Source organism: Streptomyces sp. NPDC019531 (genome assembly GCF_044903305.1).
Lineage (GTDB): Bacteria > Actinomycetota > Actinomycetes > Streptomycetales > Streptomycetaceae > Streptomyces.
On record NZ_JBJDQL010000009.1, the window covers coordinates 110,681 to 131,988 of the forward strand.

The 21,308-nt window shown below is 71.5% G+C and carries 21 protein-coding genes; 17 read left to right on the top strand and 4 right to left on the bottom strand.

What is annotated here, in order from left to right:
• Positions 1–5 precede the first annotated feature (5 nt).
• Complete coding sequence (locus tag ACI2L1_RS14100; protein WP_404739594.1) at positions 6–479, bottom strand: indole-3-glycerol phosphate synthase; 474 nt, start codon at positions 477–479, stop codon at positions 6–8.
• A 161-nt stretch (positions 480–640) separates the two neighbouring features.
• Positions 641–1,396 carry a pyrimidine reductase family protein gene (locus ACI2L1_RS14105; RefSeq protein ID WP_404739595.1) on the bottom strand — a complete coding sequence of 252 codons (756 nt, stop codon included), beginning with the start codon at positions 1,394–1,396 and terminating at the stop codon, positions 641–643.
• A 325-nt stretch (positions 1,397–1,721) separates the two neighbouring features.
• Here ACI2L1_RS14105 and zapE point away from each other — a divergent pair, with 325 nt between their 5' ends.
• From zapE to ACI2L1_RS14190, 17 genes are all read left to right on the top strand, one after another.
• Entirely contained in the window at positions 1,722–2,825 is a 1,104-nt protein-coding gene (zapE, locus tag ACI2L1_RS14110) for a cell division protein ZapE (RefSeq protein WP_404739596.1), read from the top strand.
• 184 nt (positions 2,826–3,009) lie between these two features.
• Positions 3,010–3,405, top strand: a complete 396-nt coding sequence (locus tag ACI2L1_RS14115) for a hypothetical protein (RefSeq protein ID WP_404739597.1) — start codon at positions 3,010–3,012, stop codon at positions 3,403–3,405.
• A gap of 87 nt (positions 3,406–3,492) precedes the next feature.
• A complete protein-coding gene (locus ACI2L1_RS14120) occupies positions 3,493–4,071 on the top strand; it encodes a carbonic anhydrase (RefSeq protein ID WP_404739598.1) in 579 nt (192 codons plus the stop codon).
• Positions 4,072–4,076: 5 nt separating this feature from the next.
• Positions 4,077–5,558 (top strand): SulP family inorganic anion transporter, encoded by a 1,482-nt coding sequence (locus tag ACI2L1_RS14125; protein ID WP_404739599.1) that lies wholly within the window; start codon positions 4,077–4,079, stop codon positions 5,556–5,558.
• Positions 5,559–5,707: 149 nt separating this feature from the next.
• Entirely contained in the window at positions 5,708–6,484 is a 777-nt protein-coding gene (locus ACI2L1_RS14130; protein ID WP_404739600.1) for a slipin family protein, read from the top strand.
• Between the two features lie 100 nt (positions 6,485–6,584).
• Positions 6,585–7,964 carry a PhoX family protein gene (locus ACI2L1_RS14135; protein WP_404739601.1) on the top strand — a complete coding sequence of 460 codons (1,380 nt, stop codon included), beginning with the start codon at positions 6,585–6,587 and terminating at the stop codon, positions 7,962–7,964.
• Between the two features lie 80 nt (positions 7,965–8,044).
• Entirely contained in the window at positions 8,045–8,941 is an 897-nt protein-coding gene (locus tag ACI2L1_RS14140; RefSeq protein WP_404739602.1) for a PPK2 family polyphosphate kinase, read from the top strand.
• Between the two features lie 21 nt (positions 8,942–8,962).
• The gene (locus ACI2L1_RS14145; protein WP_404739603.1) at positions 8,963–10,480 is read left to right on the top strand and encodes an FAD-dependent oxidoreductase; all 1,518 of its coding nucleotides are present in this window, start codon (positions 8,963–8,965) and stop codon (positions 10,478–10,480) included.
• A gap of 57 nt (positions 10,481–10,537) precedes the next feature.
• Entirely contained in the window at positions 10,538–11,359 is an 822-nt protein-coding gene (locus tag ACI2L1_RS14150; RefSeq protein ID WP_404739604.1) for a polysaccharide deacetylase family protein, read from the top strand.
• A 24-nt stretch (positions 11,360–11,383) separates the two neighbouring features.
• Positions 11,384–12,100: a peptidyl-tRNA hydrolase gene (locus tag ACI2L1_RS14155; protein WP_404739605.1), complete on the top strand. Its 717-nt coding sequence runs from the start codon at positions 11,384–11,386 to the stop codon at positions 12,098–12,100.
• A complete protein-coding gene (locus tag ACI2L1_RS14160; RefSeq protein ID WP_404739606.1) occupies positions 12,097–12,699 on the top strand; it encodes a TetR/AcrR family transcriptional regulator in 603 nt (200 codons plus the stop codon). The genes ACI2L1_RS14155 and ACI2L1_RS14160 overlap by 4 nt, the downstream gene beginning before the upstream one ends.
• 95 nt (positions 12,700–12,794) lie before the next feature.
• A complete protein-coding gene (locus ACI2L1_RS14165; protein ID WP_404739607.1) occupies positions 12,795–13,208 on the top strand; it encodes a hypothetical protein in 414 nt (137 codons plus the stop codon).
• Complete coding sequence (locus ACI2L1_RS14170) at positions 13,208–13,795, top strand: TIGR03086 family metal-binding protein (protein ID WP_404739608.1); 588 nt, start codon at positions 13,208–13,210, stop codon at positions 13,793–13,795. Before ACI2L1_RS14165 ends, ACI2L1_RS14170 begins: the two co-directional genes overlap by 1 nt.
• A gap of 149 nt (positions 13,796–13,944) precedes the next feature.
• Positions 13,945–15,246, top strand: coding sequence for a DUF692 domain-containing protein (locus ACI2L1_RS14175; RefSeq protein ID WP_404739609.1), 1,302 nt, complete (start codon positions 13,945–13,947; stop codon positions 15,244–15,246).
• A gap of 289 nt (positions 15,247–15,535) precedes the next feature.
• Positions 15,536–16,324, top strand: coding sequence for a DUF4142 domain-containing protein (locus ACI2L1_RS14180; RefSeq protein WP_404739610.1), 789 nt, complete (start codon positions 15,536–15,538; stop codon positions 16,322–16,324).
• 100 nt (positions 16,325–16,424) lie between these two features.
• Positions 16,425–17,267, top strand: a complete 843-nt coding sequence (locus tag ACI2L1_RS14185; protein WP_404739611.1) for a TIGR04222 domain-containing membrane protein — start codon at positions 16,425–16,427, stop codon at positions 17,265–17,267.
• Positions 17,268–17,383: 116 nt separating this feature from the next.
• Positions 17,384–18,994, top strand: coding sequence for an alpha/beta hydrolase (locus ACI2L1_RS14190; RefSeq protein WP_404739612.1), 1,611 nt, complete (start codon positions 17,384–17,386; stop codon positions 18,992–18,994).
• On the opposite strand, the gene hemQ is transcribed toward ACI2L1_RS14190, so the two are convergent.
• Positions 18,995–19,726, bottom strand: coding sequence for a hydrogen peroxide-dependent heme synthase (gene hemQ, locus ACI2L1_RS14195; protein ID WP_402272953.1), 732 nt, complete (start codon positions 19,724–19,726; stop codon positions 18,995–18,997).
• A 5-nt stretch (positions 19,727–19,731) separates the two neighbouring features.
• Positions 19,732–21,171, bottom strand: a complete 1,440-nt coding sequence (gene hemG / locus ACI2L1_RS14200; RefSeq protein WP_404739613.1) for a protoporphyrinogen oxidase — start codon at positions 21,169–21,171, stop codon at positions 19,732–19,734.
• Positions 21,172–21,308: the final 137 nt, after the last annotated feature.

Below are 21,308 nucleotides of genomic sequence, written 5' to 3' on the forward strand. Positions count from 1 at the left end.
CCAGCCTATGCCTTGCTGTGCGAGAACAGCTTCAGCACCGGGACGCCCACCTTGTGACGGGCCCGGGAGGCCCAGTCCCGGTGGAAGAACTCCTCCACATAGTGGGGGTCGGTCAGCACGATCACCTCGTCGGCGCCGATCTCCTCGACGACGGCCTTCAGCGCGTCCAGAGGGTGGTCCTCGATGAGCCGCCCCTCGGCCTGGCTCCCGGAGGCTCTGAGAGCCTGCAGGGACACTTCGAGGGCCCGCTCCCCCATTCCCTTCGCGGCCTCGCCCTCGGGCGTCTCCCGCTCCCGTACGGCCTCGTCCAGCTCGCCCAGCGCCACGTCGTCGATGGCCCGCAGCAGGCGGTCGGCCTGATCCCCCCGCGGCTGGAGCAGCACATGGAACGCGACCGACTCGTCGCCGTGCAAGGTGGTGACGAACTCCACGTCGGCGGACGTCAGGGCCTTCTCGATCATCAAAACGCTTGTGAACACCGGGCGTCCCCTTCTCTGCGCTCTGCGGAAACCATCCTGCCCCGTGATCGCACGGGTACTGCCGGTTTCAGTGTGCCCGCCGGAAACTAAACGGAACGGTGGATTCCATCGATGTCGGCTACTGCGGTACCAATCGAACCCCTATACCCACCCGCGGGCGCTCAAGGCCTGCGGTACCTGCTGAAGAGGAATCCGTCCTCCTCCAGCAGGGAGTCCAGTACGAACCGCGCCGGGACCGCGACCGACGGCCCCCCGGCGATCCGCTGCGCGTCCCCCGCGGTCAGCATCGGGGACAGGGTCAGACAGAGCTCGTCGAGTACGCCGGCGGCCACCAGCTGCCCGAGCAGCCGGGGGCCGCCCTCGGTCAGCAGCCGGGTGTGCCCGAGCTCGGCCAGCGCCCGTACGGCCCGCACGGGGTCCACGCCGACGCCGTCGCCCGCGATCACCACCCGGGCCCCCGCCTTCTCGGCCGCGGCGATCCGGTCCGGGGCCGCCGCGGCACCCGTGAGGATCAGCGTGGGCACCAGGGGCGAGGTGTACAGCGGAAGCGAGAAGTCCAGGTCCAGGCTCGCGGTGATCACCGCGATCGCCGGGACCGGGCCCTGTCCGGCCGCCTCCCGCATCTCCGCGAACTCGGCACGCACGCGTGCGGGCCGGTACCCCTCCTGGCGGACCGTTTCCGCACCGGCGATCACCACGTCCGCCAGCGCCCGCAGCGTCCCGAAGATCCGCATGTCGGTCGCGGTGGAGATGGGCTGCGAGCGGCCGTCGTGCTGGGCTGCACCGTCGAGCGTGGAGACCATGTTGGCGCGCAGCCAGACCTCCGGAGCACCGGAGCCGGGCCCGAGCTCGGGGTACGCGTAGGCGGCGGCCAGCTCGGCGAGGCTCCACTCGCGCTCTCCGGCACCAGGGGTCACGCCGGCGCCGGAGCCCCCGCCGGTCCCGGAGGCTTCCTCAGCCCCGGAAATCCCGCCTGCCCCGGCGGCTCCACCAGACTCGCCGGCCCCCATAGCTCCACCAGACCCGCCGGCCCCCATGGCTCCACCAGACCCATCTGCCCCGATGGCTCCACCAGACCGGTCGGCGCCAGGAATCCGGCCGCCCCCGGAGGTAACGTCGGCCCCGCCGACCCCGGGGGCCCCACCGCCCGCCTCCTCCGAGGTCCGGGCCACTGTCTCGTCGATCACAGGGAACAGGCGTCGCATGTCGTGCAGTGTGGCACGGCCCTTAGCATGGTGAACCGTGTCTACTTCCCCCGCCGCGTCCGGGTTCGGCCCGACAGCCGACACCGCCCCGCTGTCCCTGTGCGCCCGTGAGCCGCACGTCCCCGCGGACCGGCTGGTCGCCGAGATGGTGCCGCCGCCGCGGTTCGACTCGGTGCGCTTCGACACGTACATCCCGGATCCGAACCAGCCCAGCCAGACCGAGGCCGTACGGGTCCTGGAGGGCTTCGCGACAGGCCTCGGCGGCGCGCACGCGATCGGCGGCGGCAAGCGCGGCTTCTTCGGTCTCGGCAGGTCCCGCGACCGGGCCAAGGCCCCGACGGGCCCCCGCGGCGTCTACCTCGACGGCGGCTACGGCGTCGGCAAGACCCACCTGCTGGCCTCCCTGTGGCACGCCACCCCGGCCGAGCCCTCCCTGAAGGCCTTCGGCACCTTCGTGGAGCTGACCAACCTGGTCGGTGCCCTCGGCTTCCAGAAGACGGTCCAGACGCTCTCCGGCCACCGCCTCCTGTGCATCGACGAGTTCGAGCTGGACGACCCCGGCGACACCGTCCTCGTCTCCACCCTGCTCGGCAAGCTGGTCGACGCGGGCGTGGCGCTCGCCGCCACCTCCAACACCCTGCCGGGCAAGCTCGGCGAGGGCCGGTTCGCGGCCGCCGACTTCCTGCGCGAGATCCAGGGGCTCGCGGCGCGCTTCCGTCCCCTGCGCATCGACGGCGAGGACTATCGCCACCGAGGGCTGCCCGAGGCGCCCGCCCCGTTCGCCGACGAGGAGGTCACCAAGGCGGCGCACGCAACCGAGGGCGCCTCGCTCGACGACTTCCCGCAGCTGCTCGCACACCTCGCCAAGGTCCACCCCAGCCGGTACGGCGCTCTGACCGACGGCCTGAGGGCGGTGTGCCTCACGGACGTCCAGCCGGTTCCCGACCAGTCCACGGCGCTGCGCCTAGTGGTGCTCGCGGACCGCCTCTACGACCGCGAGGTCCCGGTCCTGGCCTCCGGCCTGCCCTTCGACCGGCTGTTCAGCGAGGAGATGCTGAACGGCGGCTACCGCAAGAAGTACTTCCGTGCGATATCGCGGCTGACCGCGCTCGCCCGCGACGCCAAGGGTCTCGTCGCATAACCACGCCGAAAGCCCGCACGTCAAGGGCCATTTCGCGTCAACCACCCCGTACGCTTCAGCCTCTCTTCAGCCGGAAACGTTGAGTTAACCCTGCAAACAACTTTGCCGGGCTAATGTGTTTCTTGACCAGTCATTGACCGGGCTTTGGTCCGGACTAGAAGTGCGAGTTGACGAAGGGGGGCGCATGTTCCGAGGTAAGACGGTGCGGACTGCGCTCGCGACCCTCGCCGCCCTCCTGTTCGCCCTCCAGTTCTTCGCACCCGTCGAGTGCTTCGCATCCGCGCACACAGGCCGTCAGGTTGAGGCCAAAGCCCCTGCCGGAATCAAACTCTCCGGCAAGGCCCTGCGCGCCGAAGCCGCCACCAAGCGCCACTGCAACCCGGCCGGGGATCCGACCGGTCCCCTGCACGCCCGCGACCGGCATCGCGCCGTCGACTTCGCCCCCGGGGGGCCCGAGCGCCCACTGCCGGCCAAGGAGTCGGCGACCGCACCCAGAAAACAGGTCGTACCGGGCGGCTTCCCGCTGTCGAGATCCTCGACAGCCCATGCTCCGGCGGCACTTCAGGTCTTCCGCTGCTGACAGCGGAGCAGTCCCCCCCCCACATCACCTGATCACCTGTCATGTAAGTCCGACGCGCCTTCAGTGCGCGCCAGGAGGAGTCACCACATGCAGCCCCTCATCGACAACGCCCGTACGTTCGGACAGCGCCCTGAGGAGTTCGCCAAGCTGGCCGAAGGCCAGTCCCCCCAGGTTCTGTTCATCACCTGCTCGGATTCCAGGGTCGTCCCGGCCCTGATCACGGGCGCCCGCCCGGGCGAGCTCTTCGAGCTGCGCACCGCGGGCAACATCGTTCCCCCCTACGCCTCCGAGCACCCCACCAGCGAGGCGGCCACCATCGAGTACGCCGTGGAGGTGCTGGGCGTCCGCGACATCGTGGTCTGCGGACACTCGCACTGCGGCGCCGTCGGCGCCCTCGTCCGGGGCGACGACCTGGACGCCGTACCGGCCGTCCGCGACTGGCTCCGTCACGCCACTCCGCGTCCCGCCGGAGCGGCCGAGGACCCCGAGGTGGCCGAGGGCGTGCAGAGCCACGTCCTGGCCCAGGTACTGCGCCTGAGGTCGTACCCGTTCATCGACAAGAAGCTGGCGGAAGAGCAACTGACCCTGCACGCCTGGTACTACGAGGTGCACACCGGCGGAGTGCGCGTCCACCGCGCCGAGACCGACGCGTTCGAGGGTCTGTGATCGGCATGATGACCAAATACCCTCACCTGCGGCAGGACTTCGCCGCCTCCCTGGTCGTCTTCCTGGTCGCGCTCCCGCTCTGCGTGGGCGTGGCCGTCGCCTCCGGTGTCCCGGCAGAGCTCGGGCTCGTCACCGGGATCGTCGGCGGTCTGGTCACCGGTTTCCTGCGGGGCAGCAGCCTGCAGGTCTCCGGTCCCGCCGCCGGTCTGACCGTCCTCGTCTTCGAGGCGGTCCACGAGTTCGGACTGTCCGCGCTCGGTGTGATCGTGCTGTCCGCCGGTCTGATCCAGCTCGCCATGGGCGCTCTCAGGCTGGGCCGCTGGTTCCGGGCGATATCCGTGTCCGTCGTCGAGGGCATGCTGGCCGGTATCGGCCTCGTGCTCATCGCCGGTCAGCTGTACTCGGCGGCCGGCCTGAAGGCGCCCACCACCGGTATCGACAAGATCCTGGGGCTGCCCGGTGCCGCCGCCGACGCGCTCGGCAGCACCACCGCGCTAGCCTCGCTCGCCGTCGGCGCGGGCACCATCGCGGTGCTGGTGCTGTGGAAGAAACTGCCCAAGAAGGCGCAGACCGTGCCGGGCGCACTCGCCGCGGTCCTGCTGGCCACCCTGGTCACCCAGGTCTTCGGTCTGTCGATCGCCACCGTCGAGGTGAACGGCCTGCTGGACTCCATCCAGCCGCCCGGCACAGAGGCGTTCGGCGAGCTGGCCAACCCGGCCATCTTCGGCACCATCCTCGCGTTCACCCTGATCGCCTCCGCCGAGAGCCTCTTCAGCGCCGCCGCGGTGGACCGGCTGCACGACGGTCCGCGCACCGAGTACGACAAGGAGCTCATGGCCCAGGGCGCGGGCAACGCGGTCTGCGGCGCTCTCGGCGCCCTGCCGATGACCGCGGTCATCGTGCGCAGCTCCGCCAACGTCCAGGCGGGCGCGAAGACCAAGGCGTCCCGGGTCCTGCACGGCGTGTGGCTGCTGCTGTTCGCAGCTCTGCTGCCGTCGACCCTGGCGCTGATCCCGCTGCCCGCGCTCGCCGGCATCCTGGTCCACGCGGGCTTCAAGCTGATCCCCTTCCGCGGGATCGTGTCGATGTGGCGCGGCCACCGCGGTGAGGCACTGATCCTGGTGGTCACGGCCGTCTCAATCGTCGCGGTGAACATGTTCGAGGGCGTGCTGATCGGTCTGGCGCTGTCCGTGGCCAAGACCGCCTGGGAGGCCTCGCACCTCAAGCTGGAGGTCATCGACAAGGGCGCCGGCCCCGTCCAGGCCTACCTGTCGGGCAACGCGACCTTCCTCAGGCTGCCGAAGATCCTCGACAGCCTGGAGGCGCTGCCCCAGGACCGGCCCGTGGAGCTGGACCTCTCCGGTCTGCACCACCTGGACCACGCCTGCCGTACGGCGCTGGAGAACTGGGCCGAGCGGCACAGCTCGGTCGGCACGGAACCGGTCCGGGTCACCGAGCCGGAGCCGGTGGTCCCCACCGCCCCGTAGCCGGTGAGGGCCACCACCCCGTAGCCGGTGGGGGCCACCGCCCCGTGACCCCCACCCGCCTGGTCCGGAGCCGTTCGTGGCCCCGGACCAGGCATCGGGCATATCGTTGCAGGAGCAGACATAAGCGCCTCTCGACAAGGAGGGTCGCGATGCTCCCAGAGCTGTTGACGGCGGCCGTGGCGACCGCTACCGCGGGGCTGGTCTATATCGGGGCGGCGGCACGCGTCGTCAAGCAGTACGAGCGCGGGGTGGTCTTCCGTCTCGGGCGTCTCGCGGGCCAGGTGCGCGAGCCGGGGTTCACTCTGATCGTGCCGTTCGCGGACCGGCTGCACAAAGTGAACATGCAGATCGTCACGCTGCCGGTACCTGCCCAGGAGGGCATCACCCGGGACAACGTGACGGTGCGCGTGGACGCGGTCGTCTACTTCCGGGTGGTCGACGCGGCGAGTGCCCTCGTCAAGGTCGAGGACTACAAGTTCGCCGTCTCCCAGATGGCCCAGACCTCACTGCGGTCGATCATCGGCAAGAGCGAGCTGGACGACCTGCTGTCCAACCGCGAGAAGCTCAACGAGGGCCTGGAGCTGATGATCGACAGCCCGGCCGTCGGCTGGGGCGTACAGGTCGACCGCGTCGAGATCAAGGACGTCTCCCTGCCGGACACGATGAAGCGCTCGATGGCCCGCCAGGCCGAGGCCGACCGTGAGCGGCGGGCCCGGATCATCAACGCCGACGCCGAACTCCAGGCCTCCAAGAAACTCGCGGAGGCCGCCAAGGAGATGTCCGAGCAGCCCGCCGCCCTCCAACTCAGGCTGCTCCAGACGGTGGTGGCCGTGGCCGCCGAGAAGAACTCGACGCTCGTCCTGCCCTTCCCGGTGGAGCTGCTGCGGTTCCTGGAGAGGGCGCAGGAACACCCGCCCGGGACGTGAGCGGCGAGGACACGCCATGCGCGTGGTTCCCGGAGTCCGACCCAGGTGATAGACACTGCGGAGTCACAGTCCTGTCCGCCAGCAGGAAGGTTGCTTCGTCATGTCCGCAACACGACGTCAGGTCCTCTCCCGCTCGGCCGCCGTAGGGGCCGGCATCGCCTTCAGCGGGGCTCTCTCCGAACTCTTCGCCGGCACCGCCGCCGCCCAGTCCGTCGGCCACACCGGCTACGGCCCCCTCGTACCCGACCCGAAGGGCCTGCTGGACCTGCCGAAGGGCTTCCGCCACAAGGTCCTCTCCCGCGAGGGCGACCAACTCCGCTCCGGCGAGGGCAAGGTCCCCTCCAACCACGACGGCATGGCTGCCATCGCCGGGGCCTCGCCCGGCAGACACGGTCGTGTGCACCTCGTCCGCAACCACGAGAACCGCCCCACCGCCGCCATCGCCGTCCCGACCGTCGCGGGCCTCACCTACGACCCGGCGGGCAAGGGCGGTTGTACGGCCCTCACGCTGGACTCCCGCAACAACGTGCTGTCGGAGCGGGTCGCCATCGCCGGTACGGCCGTCAACTGCGCGGGCGGGCCCACCCCTTGGGGCACCTGGCTGACCTGCGAGGAGACCGAGGACAAGGCCGGCACCAACGGCTACACCAAGGACCACGGCTTCATCTTCGAGGTCGACCCGGCCGACCCGCACCGCTCAGGGGCCGTACCGCTGACCGCGATGGGCCGCTTCCAGCACGAGGCCATCGCGATCGACCCGAGGCGCGGCATCGTCTACGAGACCGAGGACGCCTTCCTCAAGCCCTTCGGCCTCTTCTACCGCTTCCTGCCCAACCGGCCCGAGGGCGGCCTCGGTTCGCTGCGCGCGGGTGGCCGGCTCCAGGCGATGCGGGTGCCCGGCGTACCGGACCTGTCCGTGGTCCAGGAGACCGGTGCCTCTTTCGAGGGCATCGAATGGGTCGACGTACCGGACCCGCTGGCCGCCGAAACCCCCGTCCGCCTCCAGGACTTCGGCCCCAAGGGCATCACGCACGCCCAGAAGCTGGAGGGCTGCTACTGGGGCGGGAAGTCCGTCTACTTCGTGTCCTCCTTCGCGCACAGCGCCGAGGGTTCGGCCGCCGACCACTACGGGCAGATCTGGCGCTACGACCCCTCGGCGCGCCGGCTGACCCTGGTGATCGTCTTCGGCCCGGACACCGACGTCCAGCTGCCCGGCGAGTCCCCCGACAACATCTGTCTCGCCCCCAGCGGCGGCCTGATGGTGTGCGAGGACGGCAACGGCGCCCAGCACGTCTTCGGTGTGACGAGGCACGGTGAGGTGTACGCGATGGCCCGCAACGCGCAGAACATCGGGACGGCGGACGCCCCGGAGTGGGGAGAATTCGCCGGCGTCACCTTCTCCCCCGACGGGCAGACGATGTACGTCAACTGCTACACGCCCGGGACGACCTTCGCGGTGACGGGCCCCTGGCGCGGGTAGCCGCCCTCCGCGACGGCTGGCGCGCCCCGGTCCCCCGGCGCAGGATCGAGGGACCGGACCCGGACCGGAAGGGGTACCCCATGGCGAAGAAGGGCTCGAAGTCCCGGGCCACCGCGAAAGGCTCGAAGTCCCGCGGCGACCTCGCCCTGCGCGAGCTGCTGCGGGTACCCGGAGGCAAGCCGGTGGACCTGGCCGCGTACGACGCCCGGGAGACCCCCGCCGGGCCCCGCGACAAGCAGACGGGTCTGGCCTCGATGACCGACCTGGCCACTCCGCTCGCCGACCTCCAGGAACGTCTGTGGGCGGCGAGCACGGCGGGCGACCGGCGCCGGATCCTGCTGGTGCTGCAGGGCATGGACACCAGTGGCAAGGGAGGCACGGTCAAGCACGTCATCGGCCTGTTCAACCCGTCCGGCTGCCGTATTCAGGCCTTCAAGGCCCCCACGCCCAAGGAACTCGAACACCCCTTCCTCTGGCGCGTGAAGCGGGCCCTGCCGAACGCCGGCGAGCTGGGCATCTTCGACCGTTCGCACTACGAGGACGTCCTCATCGCCCGGGTCCGCGAACTCGTCGAGCACGCCGAGATCGAGCGTCGCTACGACGAGATCAACCGCTTCGAGAAGTCCCTCGCCGACGACGGCGTCACGGTGATCAAGTGCTTCCTGCACATCTCGTACGACGAACAGCGCGACCGCCTGCTCAAGCGGCTGGACCGCCCGGACAAGCACTGGAAGTTCAACGTCTCGGACATCGACGAGCGCGCCCTGTGGCCCGCGTACCAGCGGGCGTACGAAATCGCCCTCGAACGCTGCTCGGCATCGCACGCCCCCTGGTACGTGATCCCCGCCGACCGCAAGTGGTACCGCAACTGGGCGGTGAGCCGTCTCCTCCTGGAACACCTTTCGGAGCTGGACCCGCGCTATCCGGAGGCGGACTTCGATGTGTCGGAGGCCCGGAAGCGGCTGCTGGAACGGTGAATCCCGGGGTACTCGGCCCGCATGACCGAGAACCGGCACGTCAAGGGCTCGTACTGGCTTCAGACGGCACCCGGCGGACCCCAGCCGCCACTGACCGAGGACCTCGACGTCGACGTGGCCGTGATCGGCGCGGGCATCGCCGGGCTGAGCACGGCGTGGGAGCTGGCACGGGCGGGCCGGCGGGTGGCGGTCCTTGAGGCCGGAAAGGTGGCCGCCGGGGTGACCGGGCACACCACCGCCAAGCTGACGGCCCTGCACACCCTGATCTACGACAGGCTGCGCCGCACCCGCGGCCCCGAGGGCGCCCGGCTGTACGCCCGCTCCCAGTCCGAGGCGATCGAACGGGCTGCCGAGATCGCGGACGAGCTGGGTGTCGACTGCGACTGGGAGCGCCGTAGCGCCTACACCTACGCCGGTGACACGGGCCGGGTCGAGGAGCTGCGGGCCGAGGCGGCGGCCGCCCGGGAGGCGGGGCTGCCGGCGTCGTTCGTGACGGAGACCGGGCTGCCGTTCCCGGTGGCGGGCGCGGTGCGGGTCACGGATCAGGCGCAGTTCCATCCGCGCAAGTACCTGCTGGCCCTGGCCGAGGATCTGGTCGCCTCCGGAGCGGCCGTCCACGAGCACACCGCGGTCCTCGGCCTCGACGAGGGCGAGCCGTGCCGCCTGACGACCGACACCCGGGCGACGGTCACGGCGCGTGATGTCGTGGTCGCCACGCACTACCCGATCTTCGACCGGGCTCTCCTGTTCACCCGGCTCTCCCCCCGCCGCGAGCTGGTGGTCGCCGGCACGATCGACCGGGCCCAGGACCCGGACGGCATGTACATCACGCCGGACGAGGGCACCCGCTCGATCCGTACGGCTCCCTTGGACGACGACCGACGCCTGCTCATCGTCACGGGCGAGCACTTCACGCCCGGCACGGGCGACACCCGGACCCGTTTCGACCATCTCGCCGCCTGGGCCACCCGGCACTTCCCGGACGTGGACCTCACCCACGCCTGGGCCACCCAGGACAACGATCCCACCGACACCGTGCCCCTGGTCGGCCTCCTGCATCCGGGCGCCCGGCACACCTACGTCGCCACCGGCTTCGGCGGCTGGGGCCTGAGCGGCGGAATCATGTCGGGCCGACTGCTCACGGCGTTGATCACCGGCGAGGAATGCGCGTGGAGCGAGCTGTACGACCCCCGCCGCCTGCGCTCGACAGTCCGCGAGGCCCCGTCCTTCCTCAGGCACCAGGCACAGGTCGCCCGTCACTTCGTCGGCGACCGCCTGCGCCCCGCACCCCCGCTGGAGTCCCTCCCGCCCGGCGAGGGCGCGGTCGTCCGCGTGAACGGCGACCGTCTCGCGGTCTACCGCGACGACGCAGGCACCCTGCACGCCGTCTCCCCCCGCTGCACCCACCTCGGCTGCATGGTCTCCTTCAACACGGCCGAGGACGCCTGGGAATGCCCCTGCCACGGCTCCCGCTTCGACACGAACGGCAAGGTGATCCAGGGCCCTGCGACCAAGGCGCTGGAGCGGCGGGACATCTGAGCGGGTGACGCCCCGGCGGGGATAAAGGGCAAATGGAGCGGTTCACCATATTTTCATATGGTGATCACTCTTGTACGTCGAGTCGCCGCCGCCTGTGTCCTCGGCGCCGCCCTCACGGCCTGCGCCGCCACCCCACAGACCCCCCGGTTGGCTCGTCCGGCCCCCTCCGCGACCACCGCGCCGCCCACTCTCGCCCCCGGCCCTGGCGGTCTGACCCCCGTCTTCAAGAACGGCTCCCGTACCCACGGCAGGACCGTCGCGCTCACCTTCGACGCCGACATGACCGCGGACCAGGGCGTGCGGGCGGCAAGAGGCGAGCACTTCGACAATCCCGGACTGATCTCCGCGCTGCGGGCGCTGGAGGTGCCGGCCACCGTGTTCATGACCGGGCGGTGGGCCGAGCAGTATCCGGAGCAGGCCCGTTCCATCGGGCGGGACCCGCTCTTCGAGGTCGCCAACCACTCCTACAGCCACTACGCCTTCACCGACGACTGCTACGGCCTGCCGACGGTCTCCGGTGACAAGATGCGGGCGGATGTGGAGCGGGCGTACACGGCGTTCCGGAAGGCGGGCGTGCCGGACACGATGCCGTACTTCCGCTTTCCCGGCGGGTGCTACGACCGACGGGCGCTGAAGGCGCTCACCCCGGCCGGTGTGACCGCCGTCCAGTGGGACGTGGTGAGCGGGGACGCGTTCGCGACGGATGCGGAGGCGGTTTCCCGGCAGGTGCTGGAGGGGGTGCGGCCGGGGTCGGTGGTGGTGCTGCACTGCACGCGGAGTGCCGCCCCCACGACGGAGCGGGTGGTGCGGACCGTGGTGCCCGAACTGCGTCGGAAGGGGTTCCGGTTCGTGAAGGTGTCCGAGCTGATCGGGTCCTGAGGTCGCCCCTTAGGGTTGGTCCACGTGAGCCCTGATTCCCATACCCCCGCTGACAGCCCTTTTCGTTCTGAGCGCACCGTCCGCGACGAGGCGCCGCAGTTTGTGATGCCCCTCGTGGTGCGGATCGAGCGAGGGGCTCCACCCGCCCGTACCGATGCCCTGGAGACCGCCGCTCGTGCCGTGCTCGTCATGCTCAGCGACGAGCGGTCCGTCGGGGACGGCGAGTGGGCCGAGGTCATGCGGGACTGGCAGGACGCCCGGATTCGCAAGGTCGTACGGCGGGCCCGGGGGGCCGAGTGGCGGCGGGCCGAGACGTTGCCCGGGATCACCGTGACGGGGAAGTCGGCGGAGGTGCGCGTGTTTCCGCCGGTGCCGCTCGACGGGTGGCCCAAGGAGCTGGCCAAGCTGCAGGTCTCCGGGACCGATCTCGACGATCCCGAGCCGCCGGTGGAGGCGGATGCGGCGGCGCCCGTCCTGTGGCTCAGCCCTGACCTCGACATGTCGGCCGGCAAGGCGATGGCCCAGGCCGGTCACGGTGCCCAACTGGCCTGGTGGGCACTGTCGGAGGAGGAGCGGAGCGCTTGGCGGGACGCCGGGTTCCCGCTCGCCGTACGGACCGCGGATCCCGGGCGCTGGGGTGAACTCACCGGCAGCGGGCTGCCGTTGGTGCGTGACGCCGGTTTCACCGAGATCGCGCCCGGCTCCTGCACGGTCGTCGCCGACCATCCGGCGCTGCGATGACCCGGCCGGACGGTCGCGTCGAGCGCGGCAACCGGACCCGGCGCACGGTGCTGCGACGGGCCGTCGACATCGCCTCCGTGGAGGGGCTGGAGGCGTTGTCCGTGGGTCGGTTGGCCGGGGAGCTGGAGCTGAGCAAGAGCGGGGTGTTCGCCCTGTTCGGGTCCAAGCAGGAGCTGCAACTGGCGACCGTGCGGGAGGCCTCGCGCATCTTCGTCGCCGAGGTGCTGGAGCCCGTCTCCGAGGCGGCCGAGGGGATCGCCCGACTGTGGGGGCTGTGCGAGGGCTGGCTGCGGTACTCGGAGCAGCGCGTCTTCCCCGGGGGTTGCTTCTTCTACGGCGTGATGGCCGAGTTCGACGCACGTGAGGGGCCGGTTCACGACGCCCTGGTGGCGGCCCAGCGGGCCTGGCTCGCGGAGTTGGAGAGGTGCGCCGAGCAGGCAAGAGCGGCGGGTGAGCTGAGCGCGGACTCCGATCCGGCGCAACTCGCCTTCGAGGCGGTCGCGTTGATGGAGACGGCGAACGCGATGTCGGTGCTGCACGGCGAGTCCACGCCCTACGTCAGGGCTCGGCGGGGCATCGCCTCCCGGTTGCACATCTGACCCCCTGGGCACTCCGGGCCTTCGGCCGGTCACCCCGGTTGTTCCGAGGTCGAAAACTAGTAGCACGATCGTTCGTTTAGTTTTATGGTCGGGACATGAGTACTCCCCGACCGCGCATCCTTCGCTCCCGCTGGAAATCCGGGCCCGCGATCCCGCTCGACGGTCCCGTACTGGTCGGCGCCACCGACTTCACCGCCCTCGGCCATGGACAGTCGGTCGCCGTCGCGATGGCCGGGATGCGGTTGCGCCGCACCTGGCCTTCGACTCCCGGCGCGGTCGGGATGTGGCTGTGGACGGACCCGTTCCGCCGGCGCTCCGGGTCCGTGTCCGTGTCCGTGTGGGCCGACGAGCGGGGGCTGAAGGAGTTCACCGGCCGCCCCGACCATGTGCGGATCGTCCGCGCGCATCGTGGGCGCGGTGAACTGCGGTCGGCGCAGCGGGAGTTCGAGACGTTCGATCCCGATGCCGTGTGGGCGTACGCCCTGGATCTGATCACCGAGGAGCGCTGATGGATGTCGTGGAGCTGGACCGGATGGCCGTACAGGAGGCTGTCCGGGTGGTGGAGGCGGCCCGGGACGGGGACTGGGAGCGGGACACGCCTTGTGCCGGGTGGACCCTGCGGCGGCTCGTGGCACATATGACCGCGCAGCACCACGGGTTCGCGGCCGCCGCCCGGGGCGCGGGCCGCGAGCCGGGGTACTGGCGCGAGCCGGAAGGTGCGGGTGAGCCGGCCCGGGCGCATCGGGCGGCCGCGGACGACGTGCTCGGGGCGTTCGCCGGACCGGGCGTGCGGGAGCGGGAGTTCGTGCTGCCGGAACTGGGCGGAGGGTTCTCCGGTCGTACGGCGATCGGCTTTCACTTCGTCGACTACGTGGTGCACGCGTGGGACGTGGCGGCCACGCTCGGCGTGCCGCTCCGGCTGGCGGATGACGTTCTCGTCGCGGCGTCGGCCGTGGCCCGGCTGGTTCCGACGGATCCGGCCGGCCGTGGACCGGGGTTCGCGTTCGCGCCCGCGCTGAAGGTCCCGGACGGGGCCGGGCCGCTGGAGGAGACGCTGCGGCTGCTGGGCCGGGAGCCCGAGGCGTGGCCCGTGTGAGGTGGCCGGCCGCTCGTGCCCGAACCTCAAATGTTGCTCTGAAGGCCCCCCGGGCACGGTTCGGGCCCGGCACCCGGGGCCATACCTCCGTCACGCCGCGCGGGCGGCCACCGGAGCGGATGCGGGAGCGGCCGAGGAGGGGACGGACCATGCAGCGACTGGGAACGGGTATCGGATGGCGGCCGGAGATCGCGGACGCCGTGGAGAACATGCCGGGCATCGACTGGGTCGAGGCCGTGGCCGAGAACGTCTGTCCCGGGCATCTGCCCGAGTCGCTGCGGCGGCTGCGCGAGCGCGGGGTGACCGTGGTGCCGCACGGCGTGTCGCTCGGGCTCGGCGGAGCGGACCGGCCCGACGAGGGACGGCTGGTCGCTCTCGCCGAGCGCGCCGAGGCGCTCGGCTCGCCGCTGGTCACCGAGCACATCGCGTTCGTCCGTGCGGGCGGCCCGCTGACCGCATCCCCGCGCCTGGAGGCCGGGCACCTGCTGCCGGTCCCCCGCACCCGGGACGCCCTCGACGTCCTGTGCGAGAACGTCCGTATCGCCCAGGACGCGCTGCCGGTGCCGCTCGCCGTCGAGAACATCGCCGCGCTGGTCTCGTGGCCGGGCGAGGAGATGACCGAGGCGCAGTTCCTGTACGACCTCGCGGACCGGACGGGAGTGCGGCTGTTGATCGACGTGGCCAACCTGCACACCAACCACGTCAACCGCGGTGAGGACCCGGCCGAGGCGCTCGCCGGACTTCCCCTGGAGGCCATCGCGTACGTCCATGTCGCGGGCGGGTTCGAGCGGGACGGGGTGTGGCACGACAGCCACGCCCACCCGGTCCCGCGGCCGGTGCTCGACATCCTCACCGACCTGGCGTCCCGGATCTCGCCGCCGGGTGTGCTGCTGGAGCGGGACGAGAACTTCCCCGAACCGGCCGAGCTGGAGCAGGAGTTGGGGGCGATTCGGGAGGCGGTGGAGAAGGGCGGGGCGAAGAGGGGCGGCGTGTGGCGCGCTGCCGTCCCCGAGGTGCCGTCGGGTGTCCCCACCGACTCCGCCCGTCAGCGGCTCGCCCTCGCCCAGACCTCACTGCTGTCCGCGCTGGTCGCAGGGACGCCGGTGCCGGAGGGGTTCGACCGGGTGCGGCTGGGGGTGCAGGCGCGGGCACTCGCGGGAAAGCGGGCGGATGTGGTGGCGAAGGTGGCGCCGGAATTGCCGGTGATTCTCGGGGCGGGGTACCGGTCGGCGTTTCTGGCGTATGCGCAGGGGGCGCCGATGACGGACGGGTATCGGCGGGATGCGTTGAGCTTTGTGGAACATCTGTTGCTGGGTGGGGAGTTGGGGGACGCGGGGGTACGGGCGGAGTTGCGGGGGTGGTGGCTGGAGCGGTCGGGGCCGGTACCGAGGTCCCGGCGACCGGTGGTTCGGTTGGCGCGGGCCACGCGAAGGGTGTTGCTGCGGCACTGAGGCCAACTGCACCCACCTAGGGGGTGCGATGTCGGCTGCGGGCCCGGCGGGGGCTGGTCGCGCAGTTCCCCGCGCCCCTGAGTGGGTGCAGTCAAGGCACAGCCAGCTGTACCCGCCTAGGGGCGCGGGGCCTTGTCGATGTGCGGCTCCGCCGGTGGGCGCGACCAGCCACGACGCACCCGCACCCGGCAAAGGAAAACCGCTCGACGCCGGCGCGGCCGGACCCGGCAGTAATATGTCAACCCCGCACCTGAGACCACTAGCGTGCGGTGCCGCAACAGGAGGCACCATGCGATCGCGACCGCCCGTCAAGGGACGAGGCATCTTCACCGGCACCGGAATCATCATCACCGGGCTGACGGCGACCCTGGTGGCGTTGCTCGTTCCGATCTGGTCGTACGCCGACCGCTCGGACACCGGCCTGAGCGTGCTCAACGCCGGGACCGTTGCCACACCGTACGGGCCGCTCTCCGCACTGGACCGGGAGTTCGTCGAGAAGGTGCGTCTCGCGGGGCTGTGGGAACTGCCCGCCGGTCAGCAGGCGGAGCAGAAGGGGACAACACAGGCCGTACGGACGGCCGGTGAGCACCTCGTCGAGGGACACACCTTCCTGGACGCGCGCGCACGCGACGTCGCGTCGAAGCTCGGCCTCGCCCTGCCCAACGAGCCCAACGAGCAGCAGAAGCAGTGGCTCACCACCCTGGACCAGGCCCAGGGCGTCGACTACGACCGCCGGTTCGCCAACATCCTGCGCCTCGCGCACGGCAAGGTGTTCTCGGTCGTCGCCCAGGTCCGCGCGAGCACCCAGAACTCCCTGGTCCGCGCCCTGGCCGACGACGCCAACACCACGGTCCTCGACCACATCAAGATCCTGGAGGCCACGGGGTACGTCGACTTCGGCGCCCTGGCCCGGGACCTGGCCGGCAACAGCGCCCCGCCGCTCGTCAGTTCCCCGGCCCCGCCCGGCCCGACGACCGACCCGGGCCCGGTCGTTCCGGTCACCCCGTCGCCGTACGCGACGATCTACACCCCGCCCTCGGCCGCCTCCAGCCCGGCTCCGGTGCCCGTCCCGTCATAGGCGACTTCCGGACAAGCGGAACGTCACACGCCGACAACACTCCGTCCGGATTGTGAACAGGCCATGGCGCCCGCGGGAGCCTTTGGCATAGAAACGCGGCATGTTCTGGGTTCTTCTCCTGCTGCTGGCCTGGGCCGCCGCCGGCACCGCGTGTACGCGGCTGTGCCTGGCCGCCGTACACGGGGCGGCCGCGGACACGGATGCCCGGGCACACGATCTGACGCTGTATGAGGCCGCGTTCCTGTCCGGCGGGCCCCGGCGCGTCGCCGATCTGACGCTGGTCTCCATGGCCCGGCAGAGACGGCTGCTGCTGGCCCACACCGGCTGGGCGACCGTCGTCGATCCACGGGGGCGGGACGAGATGGAGCGCACGGTCATAGGTGTCATCGGTCCTGAGGGGCAGTCCCGGATCGCGCCGGTGCGCGCGGACGCGGCCTCGGCGGACGCGGTGCGCAGTCTCGCCGACCGGCTGGTGGACGCGGGTCTCGCCGTGCCGGACGGCGCCCGGTCCGGTATCGCGGCGGCGGTCCGCCAGGTGCAGCTTGCCGCGGCGGCCGCGGTCGCGCTGGGCGCGATCGCGCTGCTGGCCCCCGCCCCGTCGCAGATGCCGCGGCATCTGGTCGCCCTCTGGTTCGCGCTGCCGCTCGCGCTCACCCTGAGCTGCCTGGCCATCGCGCGGGTGGAGGTCCACCCGTACTCGCGCTGGGCCTCGCCGGCCGGCCAGCGGCTGCTCGGCGCCCTGACCCGGCGCTCCGGCGGCACGGACGAGCGGACGTATCTCACCTCTGTCGCGGTCCGCGGTATCAGCGCGATCGGCGAACCGGACCTGCGCGCGGCCTTCGCCCACGGTGGGCCGCACCTCGGCTCTCACCGCGAGGAGCCGCAAGGGGAACGGCGCCGCGGACACGGCGAGGAGCACCGCCGACCACACGGGCGCGACTGAGCGCGCCCGGGGGCGCACGGGGGCATTGCGGACGACACCCGCGGTCGGTGCTTGCCTTCGCCCACACCCGAACCAAACATCCCTTTTGTCGCTGCCGCGCACCGAAGGGATACCCGATGAGAGCTCCCGCCCTCTACACGGCCGCCGGGTCCTTGCTCCTGACCACGCTCGCCGCCGCTCCGGCCGGGGGCGCTCCGGCCGCCCCCGGTGCGCCGGAGCTGCACGGCACCGCGCTCGCCGCCGCCCGCGCCGGGGCTGCCGGGATCCGCTTCGGCGCCTGCCCGGAGGTGGAGGACCTGCCGGACACCGTGCGGTGCGGCACGGTGTCCGTCCCGCTCGACTACGCCCACCCCGACGGCAAGCAGATCAAACTGACCGTCAGCCAGGTGCCGGCCACCCACCGGGACCCGCACAACAGCAAACGCCGGGTACCCCGGCAGGGCGCCCTGCTCTACAACCCCGGCGGACCCGGCGCCTCCGGCATGTACTTCCCGCTGATCGGAGCGCTGCCCGAGTGGAAGGGGCTCGCGGCGGCGTACGACCTCGTCGGCTACGCCCCGCGCGGAGTGGGCCGTTCGGCGCCGCTGTCATGCACCGACCCGAAGCAGTTCTTCAAGGCGCCCACGCAGGCACCGACGCACCCTTCGGAGTCGTACAAGAAGGAGCGCATCGCGCAGGCGAAGGCGTACGCACGCGGGTGCGCCAAGCGGGCGGGTGCGGAGCTGCGGCACTACACCTCGCTGAACAACGCCCGGGACCTGGACGTCCTGCGGGCCGCGCTGGGCGAACGGAAGCTGACGTTCATGGGGGCGTCGTACGGGACCTACCTCGGTGCGCTGTACGCGACGCTCTTCCCCTCCCATGTACGGCGGATGGTGTTCGACGCGGCGGTGAACCCGGACCCGGAGCAGATCTGGTACCGCAACAACCTCGACCAGTCGGCCGCGTTCGAGGGACGCTGGGCGGACTTCCGGGAGTGGGCCGCCAGGCACGACGATGTGTACGGGCTCGGGGACACGGCCGAGAAGGTGCTGCGCAGCTACGAGAAGGCGGCGGCGCAGCTGGCGGCGGAGCCGGCCGGCGGGAAGGTCGGGCCGGGCCAGCTCCGGGGGGCGTTCCTGTCGACCGGGTACTACGACGACTTCTGGCCGCATCGGGCACAGGCGCTGTCGGCCTATCTCAAGGGCGACCCGAAGCCGCTGATCCAACAGGCCGGGCCGCATCAGGAGGCGGCGAAGGAGGCGGAGAACTCCAGCGCGGTCTATATGGCCGTCGAGTGCAACGACGCGTCCTGGCCGACGGATTGGGCGGTGTGGGACCGGGACAACACACGCCTGGCGCGGGTGGCGCCGTTCGAGACGTGGGACAACGTGTGGACGAACCTGCCGTGTGCGTACTGGCCCGCGGCCCGGCAGGAGCCGTTGGACGTGCGGACCGGGCCCACCGAGTTGCCGCCGGCGCTGATCCTGGCGGCCGAGAGGGACGCGGCGACTCCGTACGACGGCGCCCTTGAGCTGCACCGGAGGCTGTCCGGATCGGTGCTGGTGACCGAGCGGGACGCGGGCACGCACGGCATCGCGGGCGGCCCGAACCCCTGCGTCAACGGGTACATGGACGCCTACCTGCTGGAGGGTCGCCTTCCGGTGCGGCGCGCCGCATGTGCCCCGCACCCAGAGCCGAAGCCGAGGGCCGGCTCCCGGAAGGCGACCGTCAGACCCGCTCGCTGATCAGGCGAGACCCGCCACGAGGTCGCCGATGTCCTTGCGACGGCCCGTGTAGAACGGGACCTCCTCGCGGACGTGCATCCGGGCCTCCGAGGCGCGCAGGTGACGCATGAGGTCGACGATGCGGTAGAGCTCGTCGGCCTCGAACGCCAGGATCCACTCGTAGTCACCCAGTGAGAACGAGGCGACCGTGTTGGCGCGGACGTCCGGGTAGCCGCGGGCCATCTTGCCGTGGTCGGCGAGCATACGGCGGCGGTCCTCGTCGGGGAGGAGATACCAGTCGTAGGACCGGACGAAGGGGTACACGCTCACGTAGTCGCGGGGGTTCTCGTCCGCCAGGAACGCCGGGATGTGCGAGCGGTTGAACTCGGCGGGCCGGTGCAGCGCCATGTTCGACCAGACCGGCTCCAGGGCGCGGCCCAGCTTCGTGCGGCGGAAGAGGTTGTACGCCTCCTGGAGCTGGTCGCTGGTCTCCGCGTGCCACCAGATCATGACGTCGGCGTCGGCGCGCAGCCCGGACACGTCGTAGGTGCCGCGGATCGTGACGTCCTTGGCGGCGAGCTGGTCGAACAGCTCCTGGACCTCGTCGGCGTAGCCCGTGCGGTCCTCGGGAAGCACGTCCTTCAGCTTGAAGACGGACCAGAGCGTGTAACGGATGACCTCGTTGAGGTCCTTGGCCAGCTTGCCCTTGTTCGGGACCCTGCCGGACTCGGGGGTGGGGGCGTCGTTGCTCATGGGCCCTATTCTCCCGCTCCGCCGTGCAGACTCTGCACCGGGTTGGCCGTCAGCTGCCGTACGGCGGTCAGGTCGCCCTCGATCTGGTCCACCGCGGCATGGGCGCTCGCGATGCAGGCCGGGATGCCGACGCCGTCGTACTGCGCGCCGCACACCGCGAGGCCCGGCAGCTTGGTGACGTGCTCGCGGATGCGGGCCACGCGCGCGTGGTGGCCGACGGGGTACTGGGGCAGGCCGTCGGTCCAGCGGGTGACGCGGGTCTCGATGGGGGTGGCGTCGAGACCCGTGGCCGCCTTCAGATCGGTGCGGGAGACGTCCACCAGGTCGGCGTCGTCGCGCTCCAGGATTCTCGTCTCGCCATAGCGGCCCACGGAGGTGCGCAGGACGACGACGTCCGGGTTCTCGTCGGCGATCCAGCCCCACTTCTGGGAAGCGAAGGTGGACGCCTTGATGGTGCGGCCGTCGACCGGCGGGACGAGGAAGCCGCTGCCGGCGGGCAGGGCGGTGTCTGAGCGGCGGTAGGCGAGGGTGACCAGGGCCATGGAGGCGTACTCGACGGTGTCGAGCTCCGTGGCGGCCTCGGGGGCCTCGGCGCGCAGGAGGCCCGCGGCGGCCGGGGCGGGGGTGGCGACGATCACGGCGTCGGCATGCAGGACACGGTCCCCGGCGACGACCTTCCAGCCACCGGACACCTCGCGGCGCAGCTCGCTCACCGAAGCGCCGGTGACGATCTCGCCGCCCCGCGCGCGCACCGAGTCGGCGACGGCGAGCGGGAGGGTGCCCACGCCGCCCTCGATGCCCATGAACACCGGCCCCGTCTGCTGGTTGGCGGCCATCCTCGCCTGGATCTCGCGGACGCCCTCCGTGAGCGAGGTGTGGGTCCTCGCGACCTGGAAGAGCTGCGGGACCGCCGAGCGCATCGAGATGCGGTAGGCGTCGCCCGCGTACACCCCGCCCAGCAGGGGCTCGATGAGGCGGTCGACGACCTCGCGGCCCAGGCGTGCCGCGACGTACTCGCCGACCGCGACGTCGTCGCCGACCTCCGTGCGGGGCAGTTCCGCGTCCTGCTCGATGCGGGCGAGGCCCTCGTCGGAGAGCACTCCGGCCAGGGCGTCGGCGGTGCCGGGGACGCCCATGACATGCCCCTTGGGCATGGGGCGCAGGGCGCCGCGGGTCCAGATCGAGGCCGTCGCGGTGGCGGGGGGCTGGAGGCGCTCGTCGAGGCCCACCTCGCGCGCGAGGGCGATCGCCTCCGGCCTGCGGGCCAGCATCGACTCGGCGCCGAAGTCGACGCGCGCGCCCGCGATCTCGCCGGGCAGCAGCTTGCCGCCGACACGGTCGGACGCCTCCAGCACGGTGACGCGCGCGCCGTGCTCCAGCAGCCGGTGGGCCGCGGCCAGTCCCGCGATGCCGGCCCCGATGACGACGACCTGTGATCCGCTCATGGCCCCAGCCTCTCAGACCCCTCTGACAGTCGACCGGCGACCCGGTGTCCTTCACGAGTCCTGACCGTGACCACATCGGGACCGCCGGGGTCCAACGTCCGGGCCCGCTCCGGCGTCGAAGGAGCGTCAGTTGTTCA